16 protein-coding genes are annotated in these 15,846 nt (G+C 69.8%); 7 read left to right on the forward strand and 9 right to left on the reverse strand.

The genetic code is table 11. From position 1 onward, the window contains the following. Nucleotides 1-58 precede the first annotated feature (58 nt). Nucleotides 59-958 (forward strand): extensin family protein, encoded by a 900-nt coding sequence (locus ASF60_RS22140; RefSeq protein ID WP_156634369.1) that lies wholly within the window; start codon nt 59-61, stop codon nt 956-958. Nucleotides 959-1,027: 69 nt separating this feature from the next. Further along, the gene (locus ASF60_RS25895) at nt 1,028-2,401 is read left to right on the forward strand and encodes a L,D-transpeptidase family protein (protein WP_244478542.1); all 1,374 of its coding nucleotides are present in this window, start codon (nt 1,028-1,030) and stop codon (nt 2,399-2,401) included. Here the strand turns inward: ASF60_RS25895 and ASF60_RS22150 are convergent. The 3 genes from ASF60_RS22150 to ASF60_RS22160 are packed head-to-tail and all read right to left on the reverse strand — an operon-like array spanning nt 2,388 to nt 5,196. Then, nucleotides 2,388-3,131: an ABC transporter permease subunit gene (locus tag ASF60_RS22150; RefSeq protein WP_056190265.1), complete on the reverse strand. Its 744-nt coding sequence runs from the start codon at nt 3,129-3,131 to the stop codon at nt 2,388-2,390. The genes ASF60_RS25895 and ASF60_RS22150 overlap by 14 nt on opposite strands. Then, on the reverse strand, nt 3,119-4,303 hold the full coding sequence (locus tag ASF60_RS22155; RefSeq protein ID WP_056190267.1) for an ABC transporter permease subunit: 1,185 nt from the start codon (nt 4,301-4,303) through the stop codon (nt 3,119-3,121). The genes ASF60_RS22150 and ASF60_RS22155 overlap by 13 nt, the downstream gene beginning before the upstream one ends. After that, nucleotides 4,303-5,196 carry a glycine betaine ABC transporter substrate-binding protein gene (locus ASF60_RS22160; protein WP_056190270.1) on the reverse strand — a complete coding sequence of 298 codons (894 nt, stop codon included), beginning with the start codon at nt 5,194-5,196 and terminating at the stop codon, nt 4,303-4,305. The genes ASF60_RS22155 and ASF60_RS22160 overlap by 1 nt, the downstream gene beginning before the upstream one ends. A gap of 349 nt (nt 5,197-5,545) precedes the next feature. Between ASF60_RS22160 and ASF60_RS22165 the strand changes: the two genes are divergently transcribed. Beyond that, on the forward strand, nt 5,546-5,935 hold the full coding sequence (locus ASF60_RS22165) for a response regulator (RefSeq protein ID WP_056190273.1): 390 nt from the start codon (nt 5,546-5,548) through the stop codon (nt 5,933-5,935). Between the two features lie 21 nt (nt 5,936-5,956). Here ASF60_RS22165 and ASF60_RS22170 read toward each other — a convergent pair whose 3' ends face one another. Together ASF60_RS22170 and rsmI are read right to left on the reverse strand one after the other, a co-directional pair. Further along, nucleotides 5,957-6,334: a YraN family protein gene (locus tag ASF60_RS22170; RefSeq protein WP_244476859.1), complete on the reverse strand. Its 378-nt coding sequence runs from the start codon at nt 6,332-6,334 to the stop codon at nt 5,957-5,959. Continuing rightward, nucleotides 6,327-7,280, reverse strand: coding sequence for a 16S rRNA (cytidine(1402)-2'-O)-methyltransferase (rsmI, locus tag ASF60_RS22175; RefSeq protein ID WP_056190276.1), 954 nt, complete (start codon nt 7,278-7,280; stop codon nt 6,327-6,329). Before rsmI ends, ASF60_RS22170 begins: the two co-directional genes overlap by 8 nt. 119 nt (nt 7,281-7,399) lie before the next feature. On the opposite strand from rsmI, the gene ASF60_RS22180 reads away from it, so the two are divergent. After that, nucleotides 7,400-8,617, forward strand: coding sequence for a penicillin-binding protein activator (locus ASF60_RS22180; RefSeq protein WP_056190278.1), 1,218 nt, complete (start codon nt 7,400-7,402; stop codon nt 8,615-8,617). Here ASF60_RS22180 and hemW read toward each other — a convergent pair whose 3' ends face one another. The 3 genes from hemW to rph all read right to left on the reverse strand — a co-directional run bounded on the left by hemW (nt 8,618) and on the right by rph (nt 11,205). Then, nucleotides 8,618-9,796, reverse strand: a complete 1,179-nt coding sequence (gene hemW / locus ASF60_RS22185; protein ID WP_056190280.1) for a radical SAM family heme chaperone HemW — start codon at nt 9,794-9,796, stop codon at nt 8,618-8,620. It abuts the gene before it with no gap. A 63-nt stretch (nt 9,797-9,859) separates the two neighbouring features. After that, nucleotides 9,860-10,492 carry an RdgB/HAM1 family non-canonical purine NTP pyrophosphatase gene (rdgB, locus tag ASF60_RS22190; protein WP_056190282.1) on the reverse strand — a complete coding sequence of 211 codons (633 nt, stop codon included), beginning with the start codon at nt 10,490-10,492 and terminating at the stop codon, nt 9,860-9,862. Continuing rightward, complete coding sequence (rph, locus tag ASF60_RS22195) at nt 10,489-11,205, reverse strand: ribonuclease PH (RefSeq protein WP_056190284.1); 717 nt, start codon at nt 11,203-11,205, stop codon at nt 10,489-10,491. The genes rdgB and rph overlap by 4 nt, the downstream gene beginning before the upstream one ends. A 138-nt stretch (nt 11,206-11,343) precedes the next feature. Between rph and ASF60_RS24860 the strand changes: the two genes are divergently transcribed. Both ASF60_RS24860 and hrcA read left to right on the forward strand, forming a co-directional pair. Further along, complete coding sequence (locus ASF60_RS24860; RefSeq protein WP_156634360.1) at nt 11,344-11,724, forward strand: hypothetical protein; 381 nt, start codon at nt 11,344-11,346, stop codon at nt 11,722-11,724. Between the two features lie 444 nt (nt 11,725-12,168). Continuing rightward, entirely contained in the window at nt 12,169-13,224 is a 1,056-nt protein-coding gene (gene hrcA, locus ASF60_RS22205; RefSeq protein WP_200935846.1) for a heat-inducible transcriptional repressor HrcA, read from the forward strand. Nucleotides 13,225-13,282: 58 nt separating this feature from the next. Here hrcA and ASF60_RS22210 read toward each other — a convergent pair whose 3' ends face one another. Then, nucleotides 13,283-14,161 (reverse strand): DUF1236 domain-containing protein, encoded by an 879-nt coding sequence (locus ASF60_RS22210; protein WP_056190291.1) that lies wholly within the window; start codon nt 14,159-14,161, stop codon nt 13,283-13,285. Between the two features lie 295 nt (nt 14,162-14,456). Here ASF60_RS22210 and ASF60_RS22215 point away from each other — a divergent pair, with 295 nt between their 5' ends. Next, complete coding sequence (locus tag ASF60_RS22215; protein WP_056190292.1) at nt 14,457-15,815, forward strand: MFS family transporter; 1,359 nt, start codon at nt 14,457-14,459, stop codon at nt 15,813-15,815. The last annotated feature ends 31 nt before the right edge of the window (nt 15,816-15,846 follow it).

Here is a 15,846-nt window from a genome sequence, read left to right on the forward strand (position 1 = left end):
CTCCCCGAGGGCGGCCTTCTGGAAGGGCCTCCGGGTCAGCCCGGCCCTCCTCGTCCTGATGCTCCATCCTTCACTCGCATTCGAAAAGGGCGTGCCCTCGGACGCGACCGCGATTCCGATGCCGCCGCCGGCCCCGCCTCCGCGGCCCGTCGATCTTCCGGGCGTGGCTCCTGCGGCTTCGACGGGCGAGACGCCGCGTCCGCCCGAGCGTCCGGCCGAACTCTCGCGCAGCGCTCCGGCGGGACCGGACGCGGCCCGACCGGCCCAAACGGTCAAGGAGGATGGCAAGGCCGGTCCATCCGACGAAGCCGCCAAAGCCGGTGAGACCGTGAAGCCGACGGCGAGCGGCGAGATCCCGGTACCGCCGCCGCGTCCGGCCGACCTTTCAGGGTCGCCGCTCGCCGTCACGGTGGCGCCCCTCGACGACAGCGCCTGCCGGGCCCGACTGGAGCGCCTCGGAGCTCGTTTCGAGGCGTTGCCGGCCATCTCCAACGGCCAATGCGGCGCGGCGCGGCCCCTGAAGCTGACCGCCCTGGCCGACGAGATCGCCCTGACACCGCCGGCGACGCTGGTCTGCGAGACGGCCGAAGCTCTTGCTCGCTGGACGACGGAGGCTCAGGTCGCCGCCACGCGCGACCTCGGCCAGCCCCTCAAAAGCCTGTCGATCGGCACCTCCTACGAGTGCCGGGGCCAGAACCACGATCCCGATGCCAAGCTGAGCGAGCACAGCTTCGCCAACGGCGTCGACGTGATGGCATTCGGGTTTGCCGGGCGTGCCACGATCTCGGTGATGCCGGCGACGGAGGGAACGCCGGAGGCGACCTTCCTGACCGCGGTGCGTGGGCGCGCCTGCGACTTCTTCCGCACCGTACTCGGCCCCGGCTCGGACGCGGCCCATGCCAACCATCTCCACCTCGACGAGCGCCAGCGCAACGCCGGCCATCGGCTCTGTCAGTGACGGACGGAACGCCGAAGGGGCGAGCGCTCTTACTCCTGCGCAAATCATAAGACGGTGCAGGAGTTTCGGGTGATTCAGGGCGGACGATCGATCGGTGGCGGCTTCGCCGTTCTCACTCTGCTTCTGCTGGGAAGCACGGCTTCGGCCGCGCCGAAGGATGACGACAGGAAGACGGGCGAAGCGCCCAGCCTGACGCGCGAGGCGGTGGAATCCGCGACCCTGGTCCGGGGCGATGGGTCCGCCGAGACCGACAATGCGAAGCGGAGCGGAACGAAGCGGCCGGAGCCGGCCCTGATCAAGGCTCAGATCCTGCTGGACCGGGCGCATTTCTCGCCCGGAGCGATCGACGGCCGCGATGGCGACAACCTGCGCGGTGCGCTCGCCGCCTTCGCCAGTGCCAACGGCCTCGAGGCTGCCAAGGGGTCAAAGCCCGGCAACGGGGTGAAGCCCGAGCTTGCCGAGAAGCTGCAGGCGACCAGCCCCGATCCGGTGCTGACCGAATACACCATCAGCGACGCCGACGCGGCCGGTCCCTATGTCGAGTCCATTCCGCCGAAGATGGAGGCCCAGGCCGATCTCGATGCGCTCGGCTACACCAGCCCGCGCGAGATGCTGGCCGAGCGCTTCCACATGTCGCCCGACCTGCTCGCCGCCCTCAATCCCGACGCCGCCTTCGACAAGGCCGGGACCGTCATCGTGGTGGCGGCGGTGCCCGCGCTGGAGACCGGCAAGCCGAAGCCCGAAGAGAAGCGGAAACGCGAGGAGATAGGATCGAAGCGCCCGGCCAAGGAGGACGACGCGAAGGATTCCGGGAGCAAGGGCAAGGAGGCCAAGGCCGGGCAAGACAAGGTCGACCAGGCCAAGTCAGAGGCCAAGTCCGACCAAGCCAAGTCCGACCAGGCCAAGTCCGACGTGATTAAGTCCGACGTGGGCAAGTCCGACGAGACAAAGGCCCGGCAAACCAAGTCCGACCAGAGCAAAACCGATCCGTCGAACCCGGACGACGCGAAGGCGCGCGATCCCAAGGACGTGACGCGCATCGAGGTGGACAAGGAAAGCAAGTCCGTGCGGGCCTTCGACAAGGAGGGCAAGCTCGTGGCCTTCTATCCCGCCTCGATCGGCAGCGAGGAGAAGCCCGCGCCATCCGGCACGGCCAAGGTCGAGGGCGTCGCCTACGCGCCGACCTACACCTACGACCCGAAATACCAATTCGCCGGCGTGAAGGCGAAGACCAAGTTCACGATCCCGCCCGGCCCCAACAACCCTGTCGGCGTGGTCTGGATCGACCTGTCGATCCCGTCCTACGGCATCCACGGCACGCCGGAGCCCGAGAAGGTCGGCAAGACCGAATCGCACGGCTGTATTCGCCTGACCAACTGGGACGCCCGCGATCTCGCCACCCGGGTCACGCGCGGCGCCGAAGTGGTCTTCAAGGACGAGTAGCGCGCCACAGGGCGACCGCCGTCAGGAGCGCGGCGTCCGCCAGGAAGGCCAGGGCTGCCGTCGCGGCGGTGCCCTGGAGCATCGCCACGGTGTTCTGGTTCTGAAGGCCGGCCACGATGGGCGTGCCGAGGGTCGCGGCACCCGCGAGGGCACCGACCGCGGCCGTGGCGATGGCAAGCACCAGTGCGGTGCGCAGGGTCTCGACGAGGACGGGCGTGGCCAGGGGCAGTTCGATGCGCAGCAGGACCTGCCACCGGTTCAGGCCGATCGCCCGGCCGGCTTCGCGAACCTCCGGGGCCACGCCCTCGATGGCACCCACCGTGCCGCGCAGCACCGGCATGATGCCGTAGGCCACGAGGGCCAGTAGCGTCGGTGGCCCGCCGAAGCCGAGGATTGGCAGGGCGAGAGCCACCACCACGACCGGCGGCACGGCCTGGGCCGCCGCGGCGAAACCATCGACGGCCGGACGCCATGGCGCTGCGAAGCGGCGGGTGACCAGGAGGCCGAGGCCGATGCCGAGGAGCGCCACCAGCGCCAGGCCGGTTCCGGCGAGGATGAGGTGCCGACCCGCCAGATCGAGGAGGCGCACGGTCTCCAGCGGCCGACGGGCGGGCTCGCCGAGCGCGTCGGCGATGCGGCTCGCCACGGCCGGGTGGCTGGCGATGGCCAGGATGAGGCCCGAGAGGCCGAATCCGAGGGCGGGATGCAGGCTGATCCTCACGCGTGCCACCGCCGGCGCGCTGCCGCTTCGACGGCGCTGAGGCCGCGCTCGGTCCCGAGCGAGAGGGCCACCACCGGAATGGCGCCGAGAAGGATCAGGTCGGGCGCGAACTGGGCCATCCCGTCGAAGACGATCCGTCCGAGGCCCCCGGCTCCCACCAATGCGCCGAGGGTGGCGAGGCCGAGGCTCTGCACGGCGGCGACCCGCAGGGCGCCCACCAGGATCGGCGCGCCGAGTTGAAGGCGCAGGCGGATCAGGATCTGCCCGGGGCTGAGTCCCATGGCCTCGGCGGCCTCCAGGCTCGCGGGGTCGGGGGAGCGCAGCGCCAGGGCGAGGCCGCGCCAGAGCGGCAGGGCCAGGTAGGCCGCGATGGCGACGATCGCCGGCGCCGGCCCGAGCGCCGAGAGGCCGAGATCGCGCAGGACCGGAAGCGCGCGCAGGAGTCCGGCCGTGACAGCCACCAGGGCCCCCAGCAGGGCGACGGCGGGTATCACCTGCACGCCGGTGAGCACCATCGCGACGACGCCCTGCCCCCGGCGCGGCAACGAGAGCAGGACGGCCCCGATTCCAGCGAGGCCGAGCGCTGCGCCGGACAGGATGAGGTGTTCGCCGATCGCCGCATTCACCGCCTCCCGACGGGCCGCATACTCGACGGCGAGCGACAGGGCGCCGACCGCGCCGCTGTTCGCCAGCAGACCGAGGCCGAGGATGCCCCCGAGGGTGATCAGCCAGCCGAGACCCGGACGGTCGGCGCGCCGAACCGCGAGGCCGACGCCCGTCATCAGCAGCGCGGCGGCGAACCAACTTCCCGGGCCAAGGCTGGCGCGCGCTGCCGGGGGGATGCCCCCGAGGCTCCGGGCGGCGCCGTCGCCGAGCCCGTAGGCCAGGGCCAGGACGGCGCCGGCGAGAAGCACGATCGCGGCTCCGGCCGAAGCGCGTTGCCTCGACCCCATCAGGAGCCCGAGGGCGAGGCCGCTCAGGGCCAGGATCACGGGGAGCAGCCCTCCGAGAACGAGACCGGCGAAGAGCGGCCGACCCTGCACCAGGCGATTCCCGGCGAGGTTCAGGAGGGGCATCTCCGTTAGTGCCAGGACGAGGGCGCCGAAACCCAAGGCGGTCGCGAGGATCGGCAGCAGCCAGCGGAAACCGATGCTGGGGGGTGTCGCCGAGCGGGCCGGCATCACGGCAGCAATCCGGTCTCGGACAGGTAGCGGGCCGCCACGGCCTCGGCGACCTCCCCGTCGACCGTGATACGGGCGTTAAGGCGCCGCAGCGTGGCGGCGTCGAGGCTTTGAAAGACCCGCGCGAGGGCGGGTGCGATCCCGGGATGGCGCGCCAGGTCGGCCTGCCGGATCACCGGCGCCACCTCGTAGACGATCTGGGCGCCCTGGGGATCGCTCATCACGGTCAGATCGAGGGCCGAGAGGGCGCCATCGGTGCCATAGACCATGCCGGCATTCACGCCGGAGATGCCTTGCGCGGCGGCGCGGGCGGTCACCGACGTATCGCCGCCCGGCAGGCTGACGATGCGGTCGAGCGGCATGGAGAAGCCGTAGGCCGCTTCGAAGGCCGGCAAGGCTGCGGGGCTCTCGACGAACTCGGTGGAGGCTGCGAGGCGGATGAGACCGCCCCGGACGGCGCGCGCGAAATCCACCATGGTGGCGAGGCGCTCACGCCGCGCAAGAGCGCCGTTGACCGCGATCAGCCAGGTGTTGTTGGCCGGGGCGCGCGTGAGCCAGACCAATCCCCGCTCCGCATCGCTCCGGCGGATGGTGTCGTAGGCGCTCTCAGCCGATTTCCATGCCGGATCGCTCTCCGTCCCGGTGAAGAAGGCGCCGTTCCCGGTATATTCGGGGTAAATCGTGATGTCCCCCGCCAGCAGGCTCGCCCGGACGATCAAGGTCGGTCCGAGGCCGAGCCTGCGCTGCACCGGAAGCCCGAGCCGTTCGAGCACCAGCGCGATCATCGCGCCTGTCAGAGCCCCTTCGGTGTCGCTTTTCGAAGCGACCACCAAGGGGGTGAGACCCAGGCCCGCGTCGCTCGCCAGCAAGCCCGAGGCAGCGAGGCCGGTCATGACGGTGCGTCGTGTCAGCTTCCGGACGAAGGATGATCTAATTAACTTATGTTGTTGGTACAAGCGGGTGTCCTGCCTAGGGAGCGTTCGACGCGAGTCCGAAATGTATCACAGCGTAACATTGCTGCCGTGTTGAGGGCATCCGGCCGTCCCGGGACGCTTGACACGCTTCGCGGAACGGGCGACGGCTCGCTCGGTGCCGGGGCGTAACATGCGCCTCGCAGTCTCTCGGGTTCGTTCATCCTTCGGGATGCTCGGCGGCAATGGCACACGGTGGGAGCGAGGACCTGAACATCCTTCCTGAAGGTGTTCTGGAATTTCGAACGAATCGAAGGGAAGAAGCCCCGGCGTGAGTGCTCAAGTGGACGAAGACCTTCTCAACGGGGCTCGCGTGCTTGTCGTCGAGGACGAAGCGGCGATATCGATGCTTCTCGAAGACATGCTGCTGGATTTCGGCTGCACCGTCGTCGGACCGGCCGCGCGCCTGTCGACAGCCCTGGAAATGGCGCAGAACGAGAGTTTCGAGGTCGCCATTCTCGACGTCAACGTCGCGGGTGAGCCGATCTATCCGGTGGCCGAGGCGATCGTGGGGCGCAACCTCCCCATCGTGTTCTCCACCGGCTATGGCGGGGCCGGCATCCGCGAACCATTCCGGGATCGTCCGGTGGTGCAGAAGCCCTTTAGCCAGGCCGATCTCAAGCGGACGCTGATGGCCGCCGTAGCCGCCGCCCGCGCCTGACCTCACGCGATCGGCCTGACCTTACGTGATCGGGAAAGCATCCGTCACGTGACGGGGCCAGCGACCCGGCGCGACGAACATCGCATCGGCCCGGAACGTGGCGCCCCCGGCGGCCGGATGCCGGCTGATCCAGGCCCGTGCGGCCCGTGAGAAGCGCGCGACCTTGCGGGCGTCGATGGCGGCCCGCGCCTCATCCAGCGTCCCCCGCGCCTTGACCTCGACGAACGCGATGGTGTCGCCGCGCCGGACGATCAGGTCGATCTCGCCTCCGGCGGCGCGGAAGCGCGAACCGAGGGGGCGATAGCCCTTCAGCATCAAGGCGAGCAGCGCCAGAGTCTCGGCGATGCGTCCGCGCCGTTCGGTGGCGCGTCGATGCGCTTCGGATCGCCCGTCAGGCATCGTCGCGACGGGCCAGCGCCAGGGCGCGGGCATAGACGACGCGGCGCGGCTGACCGGTCTCCTCCGCCACCAGGGTGGCGGCGTCCTTGATCGAGTGACGCGCCAGAGCGGCCGTCAGGGCCGCGTCGATGCCGGCGTCGGTTGCGGCCGCGTCGGGCATCTCGGCCTGCGTGCCGATGATCACCACCACCTCGCCCTTCGGTGCCCCCTCCTCCGCGTAGAGCGCGGCGAGGTCGCCGAGGCTGCCGCGCCGGATCGTCTCGTAGAGCTTGGTCAATTCGCGGGCGACCGCCGCCGGGCGGCTCGCGCCGAGTACCGCCACGGCATCGACCAGCATCTCGGGCAACCGATGCGGGGATTCGAACAGCACGAGGGTGCCGGGGATCTGCCCGAGGGCTTCGAGACGGTTGCAGCGCGCGCCGGATTTCGCCGGCAGGAAGCCTTCGAAGAAGAACCGGTCGGTCGGCAGGCCGGCGGCCACGATGGCGGTCATCACCGCCGAGGGGCCGGGAATGGGGGTGACGCTAAGGCCGGCCTCGATCGCGGCCTGCACCAGCTTGAAGCCCGGGTCGGAAACCAGCGGGGTGCCCGCGTCCGAGACGAGGGCCAGGGCTTCGCCGGCCTGCATCCGGGCGACCATCCGCTCGCGCACCGCCGCGTTCGAGTGCTCGTGATAGGCCACGAGGGGCGTGGTGATCCCGTAATGCATCAGCAGCGTGCGGGTGACGCGGGTGTCCTCGGCCAGCACCGCATCGGCGGCGGCCAGCGTCGCCAGCGCCCGGAACGAGACGTCCTTGAGGTTGCCGATCGGCGTCGCCACCACGTGCAGGCCCGGCTCGATGGATTCCGCCTCTGCCGCGAGGCCGAAGGCCGTGAAGGTGGCGGGCGGCTTGCCATCCGCCGCGTCCCGGCGCCGACGGGTACGGGTGTCGATCTTCTGCGTCATGAACCGACTTTGCCACGATCGGACCCACAAGCGGAATGCGCCGTGACGGGGGGCTCACATTTACTTTTGATCCTCAGACTTTATGCGTGGGGCGTCGGCTGGCGACAGGAGGTCCTCCGATGGGGCGCGGGAACAGGCTGCAATCCGGACTGGTGGGCCTCGTGACCCTTCTGGGGCTCTCGGCCTGCGTCGGCGGGCCGGATGGCGGCGCGCGCGTGAGCCGGCGGGCTCCGGCGACCACGCCGGTCGAGGCGGTCGCCCCCGATGCGCCCGGCGCCGTGGCAGCGGGCCGGATCGGCGCCGGAAGCGTCAAGGTGGCGCTGGTGGTGCCACTCTCCGGACCGGGCTCCGCCGTGGGCACCGCGATGCGCAACGCGGCCGAACTTGCGATCGAGGATTTCCAGAAGCCCGACCTGCAGATCCTGGTGAAGGACGATCGCGGCTCGCCGGACGGCGCGCGCGAGGCGGCCCAGGCGGCCTTGGCGGACGGGGCCGAACTCGTCCTCGGCCCGCTGTTTGCCGCCAACGTGCAGGCGGCGGCCGGCGTGATCCGTCCGGCCGGCAAACCGCTGATCGCCTTCTCGACCGATTCCGGCGTGGCCGCGCGCGGCACCTATCTGCTGAGCTTCCTGCCCCAGGCCGAGGTGGACCGGGTGGTCGACGAATCGGTGGCGGCGGGTCGGAAATCCTTCGCGGCGGTGATCCCGGAAACGAGCTACGGCCAGGCGGTTGAGGCGCAGTTCCGTGAGGCGGTGGCGCGCAAGGGCGCCCGGCTGGTCGCCATCGAGCGCTATCCCGCGGGCAATCCCGGCCCGGCCATCGGCCGCCTGTCCGGCCTCATCACCGGCCCGGCGGCGCAGGCAGACGCGCTGTTCCTGCCCGATACCCCGGATGGTCTCGGGGCGGTGGCGGCCGCCCTCACCAAGGCGAACTTCTCACCCACCCGGGTCCGGCCGATCGGCACCGCCGTCTGGAACGATCCCCGGGTGTTCGCCCTGCCGGCGCTCCAGGGCGGCTGGTTCGCGGCACCGGACGCGGCGGGTTTCAACGGCTTCTCGCAGCGCTATCAGGCCCGGTTCGGGTTGGTGCCGCCGCGCGTCGCCACCCTCGCGTACGACGCCGTTTCGCTGATGGCGGCCCTGTCGCGCCAGTTCGGCTCGCAGCGCTTCGCCGACACCACCCTCACCAACCCGTCGGGCTTCTCCGGGATCGACGGGACGTTCCGGTTCCGACCGGACGGCCCGAGCGACCGGGCGCTGGCGGTCTACGAGATCCGCTCCGGCGCCCCGGTCGTCGTCAGTCCCGCCCCGCGAACCCTCACGCCCTCGGGCACCTGATCAGGCGGCGAGCGCGGCCACCACGGCGTTGAGGACCGGCGCCCCGGCCGGGGTCGCGGCGATGCGGCCGCCCGCATGTCGGGCGATCAGCCCGTCGGCGACGAGGCCGTCGATCCGTGCCGGGTCGAGGACTCTGCCTTTCAGGAGCGCGTAGCGGCGCGGGTCGATACCCTCGCGCAGGCGCAGGCCCATCATCAGGAATTCGTCGCCCTGGTCGGATGCCGCCAGGGTCTCGGTCTCGACGATGCCGTGACCGTCGCGCTCGACGCGGGCGAGCCAGGCTTCCGGCGCCCGCTCGGTGACGGTGCCAATCCGGCCCTCCGCCCCGACGAGGCGACCGTGGGCGCCGGGGCCGATGCCCGCATATTCGCCGTAGCGCCAGTACAGCAGGTTGTGGCGTGATTCCGCGCCCGGACGGGCGTGGTTCGAGATCTCGTAGGCGGAGAGCCCGGCGCGGTCGCAGACCTCCTGGGTCACGTCGTAGAGGAGGCGGGCGGAATCGTCGTCCGGCGGCACCAGCTTGCCGGCGGCGGCGAGACCGTAGAACGGCGTGCCGGGCTCGATGGTGAGCTGATAGAGCGACAGGTGTTCGGCTGCCCGCGCGATGGCGCCCTCGAGTTCGGCCCGCCAGGCGGCCGGGCTCTGATCCGGGCGCGCATAGATGAGGTCGAAGGAGTAGCGCTCGAAATGGGCGGCGGCGACCCGGACCGCCGCCATGGCTTCCGCGGCGCTGTGCAGGCGTCCGAGCTGCTTCAGGGAGACGTCGTCCATGGCCTGGACGCCGAGGGAAACGCGGTTGACCCCGGCGGCGCGGTAGCCGCGAAAGCGCTCCGCCTCGACGCTGGTGGGATTGGCCTCCAGGGTGATCTCGACCTCGGGTGCCACGGTCCACGCCCCGCCGATGGCGTCGAGGAGCCCCGCCACGGTGGCGGGCTGCATCAGGGAGGGCGTGCCGCCGCCGAGGAAGACGCTCGACACGGTGCGCCCGGGCGTGCGCGCCGCCACATGGGCGATCTCGGCCCCGAAGGCCTTGAGAAAGCGGACCTCGTCCACCGGCGCATGGCGCACGTGGCTGTTGAAGTCGCAATAGGGGCACTTCGAGGCGCAGAAGGGCCAGTGGACATAGACCCCGAACCCGGCATCGCGGGTCGGATGGTCCGGGCCTGTCGGTTTGGTCATGGGGCGCACGTCATGGGGCGGATGTGCGCGCGGGATTGCGGTTTGGCAATCCCGCCGCCGGTTTCAGGGACGCCGCAGGCAGCTCTGCGCCAGGAGCACGAAGGCGCGGGCGCGGTGCGACAGGGCGTTGCCGGTCTGCCAGTCGACGCCGTGCTTTTCCTCCGAAGAGATCTCACCGAAGGTGCGGTCGTAACCGTCGGGCAGGAACATCGGATCGTAGCCGAAGCCGCTCGCGCCCCGAGGAGCCACGAGTTCACCGAAGACCCGTCCCTCGAAGGTCTCGGTGTGGCCGTCCGGCCAGGCGATCACCAGGGCGGAGACGAAATGCGCCCGCCGGGTGGTGGCGCCGCGCTTGTCGAGTTCCGCGGCGATGCGCGCCATGGCGCCCGAGAAATCCTTCGACGGCCCGGCCCAGCGGGCCGAGAACAGCCCGGGCGCCCCGTCCAGCGCGTTCACGCACAGACCGGAATCATCGGCAAAGGCCGGCAGATTCGAGGCCGTCGCGGCGGCGAGCGCCTTGAGGGCGGCGTTCTCGGCAAACATCGTTCCGGTCTCGTCCGGCTCGGGCAGGCCGAGTTCGCCGGCCGAGACCGCATCGACGCCGAAGGGTGCCAGCAACTCGCGCATCTCGACGAGCTTGCCGGCATTGTGGGTCGCGATGACGACGCGGCCCGTGAGGATGCGAGGGTCGCTCATACGCCAATAGCCTGCTTCTGGAGGACGACGAGGGACTGGACCCCACCCTTGGCGAGGCGCAGCAATTCGAGCAGCTCGTCTTCCGAGAACGGCTTGCCCTCGGCGGTGCCCTGCACCTCCACGAGGCCGCCGGTGCCCGTGATGACGAAGTTGGCGTCGGTCTCGGCCGCGGAATCCTCGTCGTAGTCGAGGTCGAGCACCGGCTTGCCCTTGTAGATGCCGCAGGAAATCGCCGCCACGTGGTCGCGGAGGGGGTCGACCGAGATGATCGAGCGGCTGCGCATCCAGGTGAAGCACTCGTGCAGGGCAACCCAGGCGCCGGTGATCGCAGCGGTGCGGGTGCCGCCATCGGCCTGGATCACGTCGCAATCGACCGTGATCTGGCGTTCGCCCATCGCCGGCAGGTTGGTGACGGCGCGCAGCGAGCGGCCGATCAGACGCTGGATCTCCTGGGTGCGGCCCGAGGGCTTGCCGGAATTCACCTCGCGCCGGGTCCGCTCGTGGGTGGCGCGCGGCAGCATCGCATACTCGGCCGTCACCCAGCCCTTGCCGGAGCCGCGCAGCCAGCCCGGGCCACGCTCTTCGAGCGAGGCCGTGCACAGGACCTTGGTCTCGCCGAAGCTGACGAGGCAGGAGCCCTCGGCATGGCGGGAGACGGCACGCTCCAGGGTCACGGTGCGCAGTTCGTCGGTCGCGCGCTTCGAGGGGCGCATGCCGCTCTCCTTCCAGAATCAGGGTTGGGAGCGGGCTTTACGGGTCCGGGTCCGGGCCTGCAAGCGAGGCTGTCACGCAAGGCCTGCCAGCGGACGGGGGATGGCCCATACGAAGAGGGCCGCCCCGAAGGGCGGCCCATGGCCGAAAAGGGCCACCCCGAAGGGCGGCCCGTGGCCGAGAAGGGCCGCTCCGAGGGGCGGCCCACGGCACGAAAGCGCTCAGTAGCGGTAGCGGCGATGACCGAAGTGATGGCCGCGGCGGTGACCGTAATGATGGCCGAAATGGCGGCGATGGTGATGGCCGAAGTGGCGGCCGTGATGGTGGTGGTGCCGGAAGCCGCGGCGATGATGACGCCAATGGCCGCCATACTGCACCTGGGTGAGGCCGACGGCCGGAGCGGCGACTTCGGTGGACACCATGGCGGGGGCGGCCTGGGCACCCTGAGGTGCGCCGAACAGCATGGCGCCGACCATCGCGAGAACGATGGCGAACGACTTGATCAGGCCGGATCGAGCTGAGTGTCTCATGGGTCTCTGCCTCCTGGTGGCTTCGGCTTGAGCGATTCGCCGGCGGGTGTTCACCGACGACGCACCCATGCAGATCGCGATGGGTGAGCGAGCCGGAGAACGATGGGCCCGGCAAATCGCGGGATACGGGAACGCACGACCCGGCCGGATCGTCGCAAATGGCCAAGCTGTTTCTTTGGGCAGCGGCGCGGTCTTGCTTCTCATGAGGCAAACGGCATGGGAAAGGCCGGGCGCATCGTTTCGGTGCCGCGGTGCGTTTGGAAGCGGTGCGTTGTCAGCGCCGCGCGTTCGTGAAGGCGCGGCGCCGCCTTTCCGGCCCGAGTCCGGCCTGGCGACGGCACGGTGGATTGTATTAACCCGTGGAGGACGTCACACTCCCCGTCTCAGGAATGGATCGTGACCGAGCCCGCCCGCCCCTTTTCGACCGTGCAGCAGATGCAGGTTCTCAGTGCGCTGAACGAGCGCTCGCGCGAGATCTTCCGTCAGATCGTCGAAAGTTATCTCACCACCGGTGAACCCGTCGGCTCGCGCAACCTCGCGCGCATCCTGCCGATGTCCCTCTCGCCCGCCTCGATCCGCAACGTCATGGCGGATCTCGAGCATTCGGGACTGATCTTCGCGCCCCACGCTTCGGCCGGGCGGCTGCCGACCGAGCAGGGCCTGCGCTTCTTCGTCGACGCCATGCTGGAAGTCGGCGATGTCGGGCGCGAGGAACAGGAGCGGATCGAGACCCAGATGCGCGCGGCCGCGTCCGGCCACACCTTCGATTCGGCGCTGGCCGAAGCCTCGATGCTGCTCTCCGGCGTCTCCCGCGGGGCCGGAGTGGTGCTGACCACCAAGACCAACGTGCATCTGAAGCACATCGAGTTCGTGCGTCTCGACCCGACCCGCGCTCTCGTGGTCCTGGTCTCCGACGACGGCTCGGTGGAGAACCGCCTGCTCGACCTGCCGCCCGGCCTGCCCGCCAGCGCCCTGCAGGAGGCCTCGAATTACCTGAACGCCCGCCTGCAGGGACGGACGCTCGGGTCGCTGCGGGCCGAGATCGAATCCGGCCGCCAGGTGATGAAGCGCGAACTCGACGCCATCACCGAGCGGCTGGTCGATGCCGGTCTCGCCGTCAGCGTCGGCCCTTCGGATGCCCGCCAGCTGATCGTGCGCGGACAGTCGAACCTCCTCGACGACCTGCGCGCCGCAGAGGATCTCGAGCGTATCCGTCTGCTTTTCGACGACCTCGAGACCCAGAAGGATGTGATCGAATTGCTGTCGCGCGCCGAGGGCGGCGAGGGCGTGCGCATCTTCATCGGCTCGGAGAACAAGCTGTTCTCCCTGTCCGGATCGTCGATGATCGCGGCGCCGTTCCGCGACGGCTCGCAGAAGATCGTCGGCGTCGTCGGGGTCATCGGTCCGACGCGGCTGAACTACGCCCGCATCGTGCCGATGGTCGATTACACCGCCCGGGTGGTCTCCGGGCTGCTGGATCGCAAGCGCTGAGCGATACCCGTGAGAGGCGGAGGCGAAGATCCGCCTCCGCATTGCGTGCGACCGACAATCAGCCGCGGATCACGTCGACGATCTCGTAGGTGTCGGGATCGACGATGACGATGTCGTCGCCGACCAGCACGTAGCGGTAATCCTCGTATTCGGGCGCGATCCGGACGATGTCCGGCGGTAGGTCGTAGAGGGTGTAGCTGCGGGCGATGGCCGTGCCGACGCTGAGAGCGAACACGCCGGCGGCCAGACGCGGAACTCCACGGCGGATCACGCTCTGACGGAACTCCGTGCGCTGCGGGGCCGCGAGACGGCCATAGGCTCCGCGCACCGCTCCCCGATCACCCCTGTCGTCGCGATCCGTCCGACCGTCCCGTCCGCCGCGGTCGTCCCGGTCGGCCCGGCCATCACGATCGGCTTTTCCATCGCGGTTGGCCCGGCCATCACGCTCCGCCTTGCCGTCACGATCCGCCCGGCCGTCACGCTCCGCCTTGCCGTCACGATCCGCCCGGCCATCGCGATCACCCTTCACGTCCCGGTCTGCCCGGCCGTCACGGTCGGCGGTGCCGTCCCGCGTTGCAGCGCCACCCGTCTCGCGGCCGCCCCGTTCGCCGGTTGCCTGTCCCGGGCGCTCGCCGCCGCGCGGACCCGCACCGCCCTCGGCCCCGCGCGCCCCGGCTCCACCGGCCTCGCCGCGCGATCCGGTGCCAGCCCCGGTTTCAGCGCCACCAGCCCCGCCGCGCATCCCGCCGCCGCCCGCGCCGCCGGCTCCCATGCCCGCGCCTCCGGCGCCACCACCCGCGCCCATGCCGGCGCCACCACCTGCACCGCCGGCGGCACCACCGCCCGCGCCACCACCCGGGCCGGCCTGCGCGAACGCCGTCGTTGCCCCGAGAAGAAGGGCCGTTGCCGCTACCGTGCTCCGGAAGAGCTTGCTCATGGGGTCGTTTCCAGTCTCGTTGTGGGAAGCACCGTCCCGTGCCGTCGCCCTCCGCAACGAAGTTCTACGAAAGACCGTTCCGCCTTTTCTTGATCTGATCTTACGACGTTTGCCGCGCGGGCATTTTGTACGAGCTGCGTAAGCTTAGCGATCGGTCTTCCACAGCCAAGTTTGCCGTTGATCTTGTCGGTGTACGCCAACCCGCTGAGCGGGCTTGTGAAACCAGCCTCACAGAGTAACGTCCGCGCCAAAGACGCCGCCGACCGGCGACGCCGAGAGCACAGGGACGAGACGGATGACAGGTGGGCCGGGGACACTCACGCACAGGGCGGACGAAGCGGCGGATAGCCGCCGCAGAATCAAGGCGATCGTCGCCTCCTCGTCGGGCAACCTCGTCGAGTGGTTCGATTTCTATTGTTACGCCTTCTTCGCCCTCTACTTCGCGCCCGTCTTCTTCCCCGAGGGGGATGACACCAGCCAGCTTCTGAAATCGGCCGCCGTCTTCGCCGTCGGCTTCTTCATGCGGCCAATCGGCGGCTGGCTCTTCGGCCGCATCGCCGATCGCCTCGGCCGCAAGAAATCGATGCTGATCTCGGTGCTGATGATGTGCGCCGGCTCGCTGATGATCGCGGTCCTGCCGACCTACGCGACGGCCGGCCATCTCGCCCCCGCCCTGCTGCTGCTCGCCCGGATGATCCAGGGCCTGTCGGTCGGCGGCGAGTACGGCACCAGCGCCACCTACATGAGCGAGATCGCCGTGAAGGGCCGGCGCGGATTCTTCGCCTCGTTCCAGTACGTCACCCTGATCGGCGGCCAGCTGCTGGCCTCGCTGGTGCTGATCATCCTCCAGAGCTTCCTCACCGCGCAGGAACTCACCGCCTGGGGCTGGCGCATCCCGTTCGTCATCGGTGCCGTCGCGGCCGTGGTCGCTCTCTACCTGCGTTCGTCGCTGCAGGAGACCGCCACCAAGGAGGACATGGCCAAGAAGGATTCCGGCACCTTCGCCGCCCTGTTCAAGCACTGGCGCGCCTTCTGCGTGGTGCTGGCCTATACGGCCGGCGGCTCGCTGAGCTTCTACACGTTCACCACCTACATGCCGAAGTATCTCTTCAACACCGCCCAAATCGACAAGGTCACCGCTTCGCAGATCTCCACCGCAGCCCTGTTCGTCTACATGATCATCCAGCCCTTCTTCGGCTGGCTCTCGGACCGGATCGGCCGCAAGGCCAACATGCTGCTCTATAGCGGCCTCGGCACCCTGATGGTGGTGCCGCTGATGACCGCCATCGGTTCGACGCAGAACGCGGTGCTGTCGTTCGCGCTGATCATGGTCGGCCTGATTGTGATCAGCTTCTACACGGGCATCAGCGGCATCGTGAAAGCCGAGCTGTTCCCCACCCAGGTGCGGGCGCTGGGCGTCGGCCTGTCCTACGCCATCGCCAACTCGCTGTTCGGCGGGACCGCGGAGGCGGTAGCCCTGTACCTGAAGCAGATCGGCTCCGAGAGCAGCTTCTTCTGGTACGTGACCGTGATGCTCGGCATCGCCTTCATCGCGTCGCTGATCATGCCGAACCCGAAGCGCCACGGATATCTCGACGGCGACGGGACGGTGGAGGAGGCGCTGACGCGCAAGACCCGGCTCTCGGCCGCCTGACGGCGCCACGGCCCGGCAACCAAAATCGCAC

The sequence above is a fragment of the Methylobacterium sp. Leaf113 genome (assembly GCF_001423325.1).
Classification (GTDB): Bacteria; Pseudomonadota; Alphaproteobacteria; order Rhizobiales; family Beijerinckiaceae; genus Methylobacterium.

Coding starts and splice junctions, on each gene's coding strand:
- ASF60_RS22140 (WP_156634369.1), top strand. CDS start 59: ATGCTCCATCCTTCACTCGCATTCGAAAAGGGCGTGCCCTCGGACGCG.
- ASF60_RS22155 (WP_056190267.1), bottom strand. CDS start 4,303: ATGCCGGCCCGCTCGGCGACACCCCCCAGCATCGGTTTCCGCTGGCTG.
- ASF60_RS22160 (WP_056190270.1), bottom strand. CDS start 5,196: ATGACCGGCCTCGCTGCCTCGGGCTTGCTGGCGAGCGACGCGGGCCTG.
- ASF60_RS22170 (WP_244476859.1), bottom strand. CDS start 6,334: ATGCCTGACGGGCGATCCGAAGCGCATCGACGCGCCACCGAACGGCGC.
- rsmI (WP_056190276.1), bottom strand. CDS start 7,280: ATGACGCAGAAGATCGACACCCGTACCCGTCGGCGCCGGGACGCGGCG.
- ASF60_RS22180 (WP_056190278.1), top strand. CDS start 7,400: ATGGGGCGCGGGAACAGGCTGCAATCCGGACTGGTGGGCCTCGTGACC.
- hemW (WP_056190280.1), bottom strand. CDS start 9,796: ATGACCAAACCGACAGGCCCGGACCATCCGACCCGCGATGCCGGGTTC.
- rdgB (WP_056190282.1), bottom strand. CDS start 10,492: ATGAGCGACCCTCGCATCCTCACGGGCCGCGTCGTCATCGCGACCCAC.
- rph (WP_056190284.1), bottom strand. CDS start 11,205: ATGCGCCCCTCGAAGCGCGCGACCGACGAACTGCGCACCGTGACCCTG.
- ASF60_RS24860 (WP_156634360.1), top strand. CDS start 11,344: ATGGCCGAAAAGGGCCACCCCGAAGGGCGGCCCGTGGCCGAGAAGGGC.
- hrcA (WP_200935846.1), top strand. CDS start 12,169: ATGCAGGTTCTCAGTGCGCTGAACGAGCGCTCGCGCGAGATCTTCCGT.
- ASF60_RS22210 (WP_056190291.1), bottom strand. CDS start 14,161: ATGAGCAAGCTCTTCCGGAGCACGGTAGCGGCAACGGCCCTTCTTCTC.
- ASF60_RS22215 (WP_056190292.1), top strand. CDS start 14,457: ATGACAGGTGGGCCGGGGACACTCACGCACAGGGCGGACGAAGCGGCG.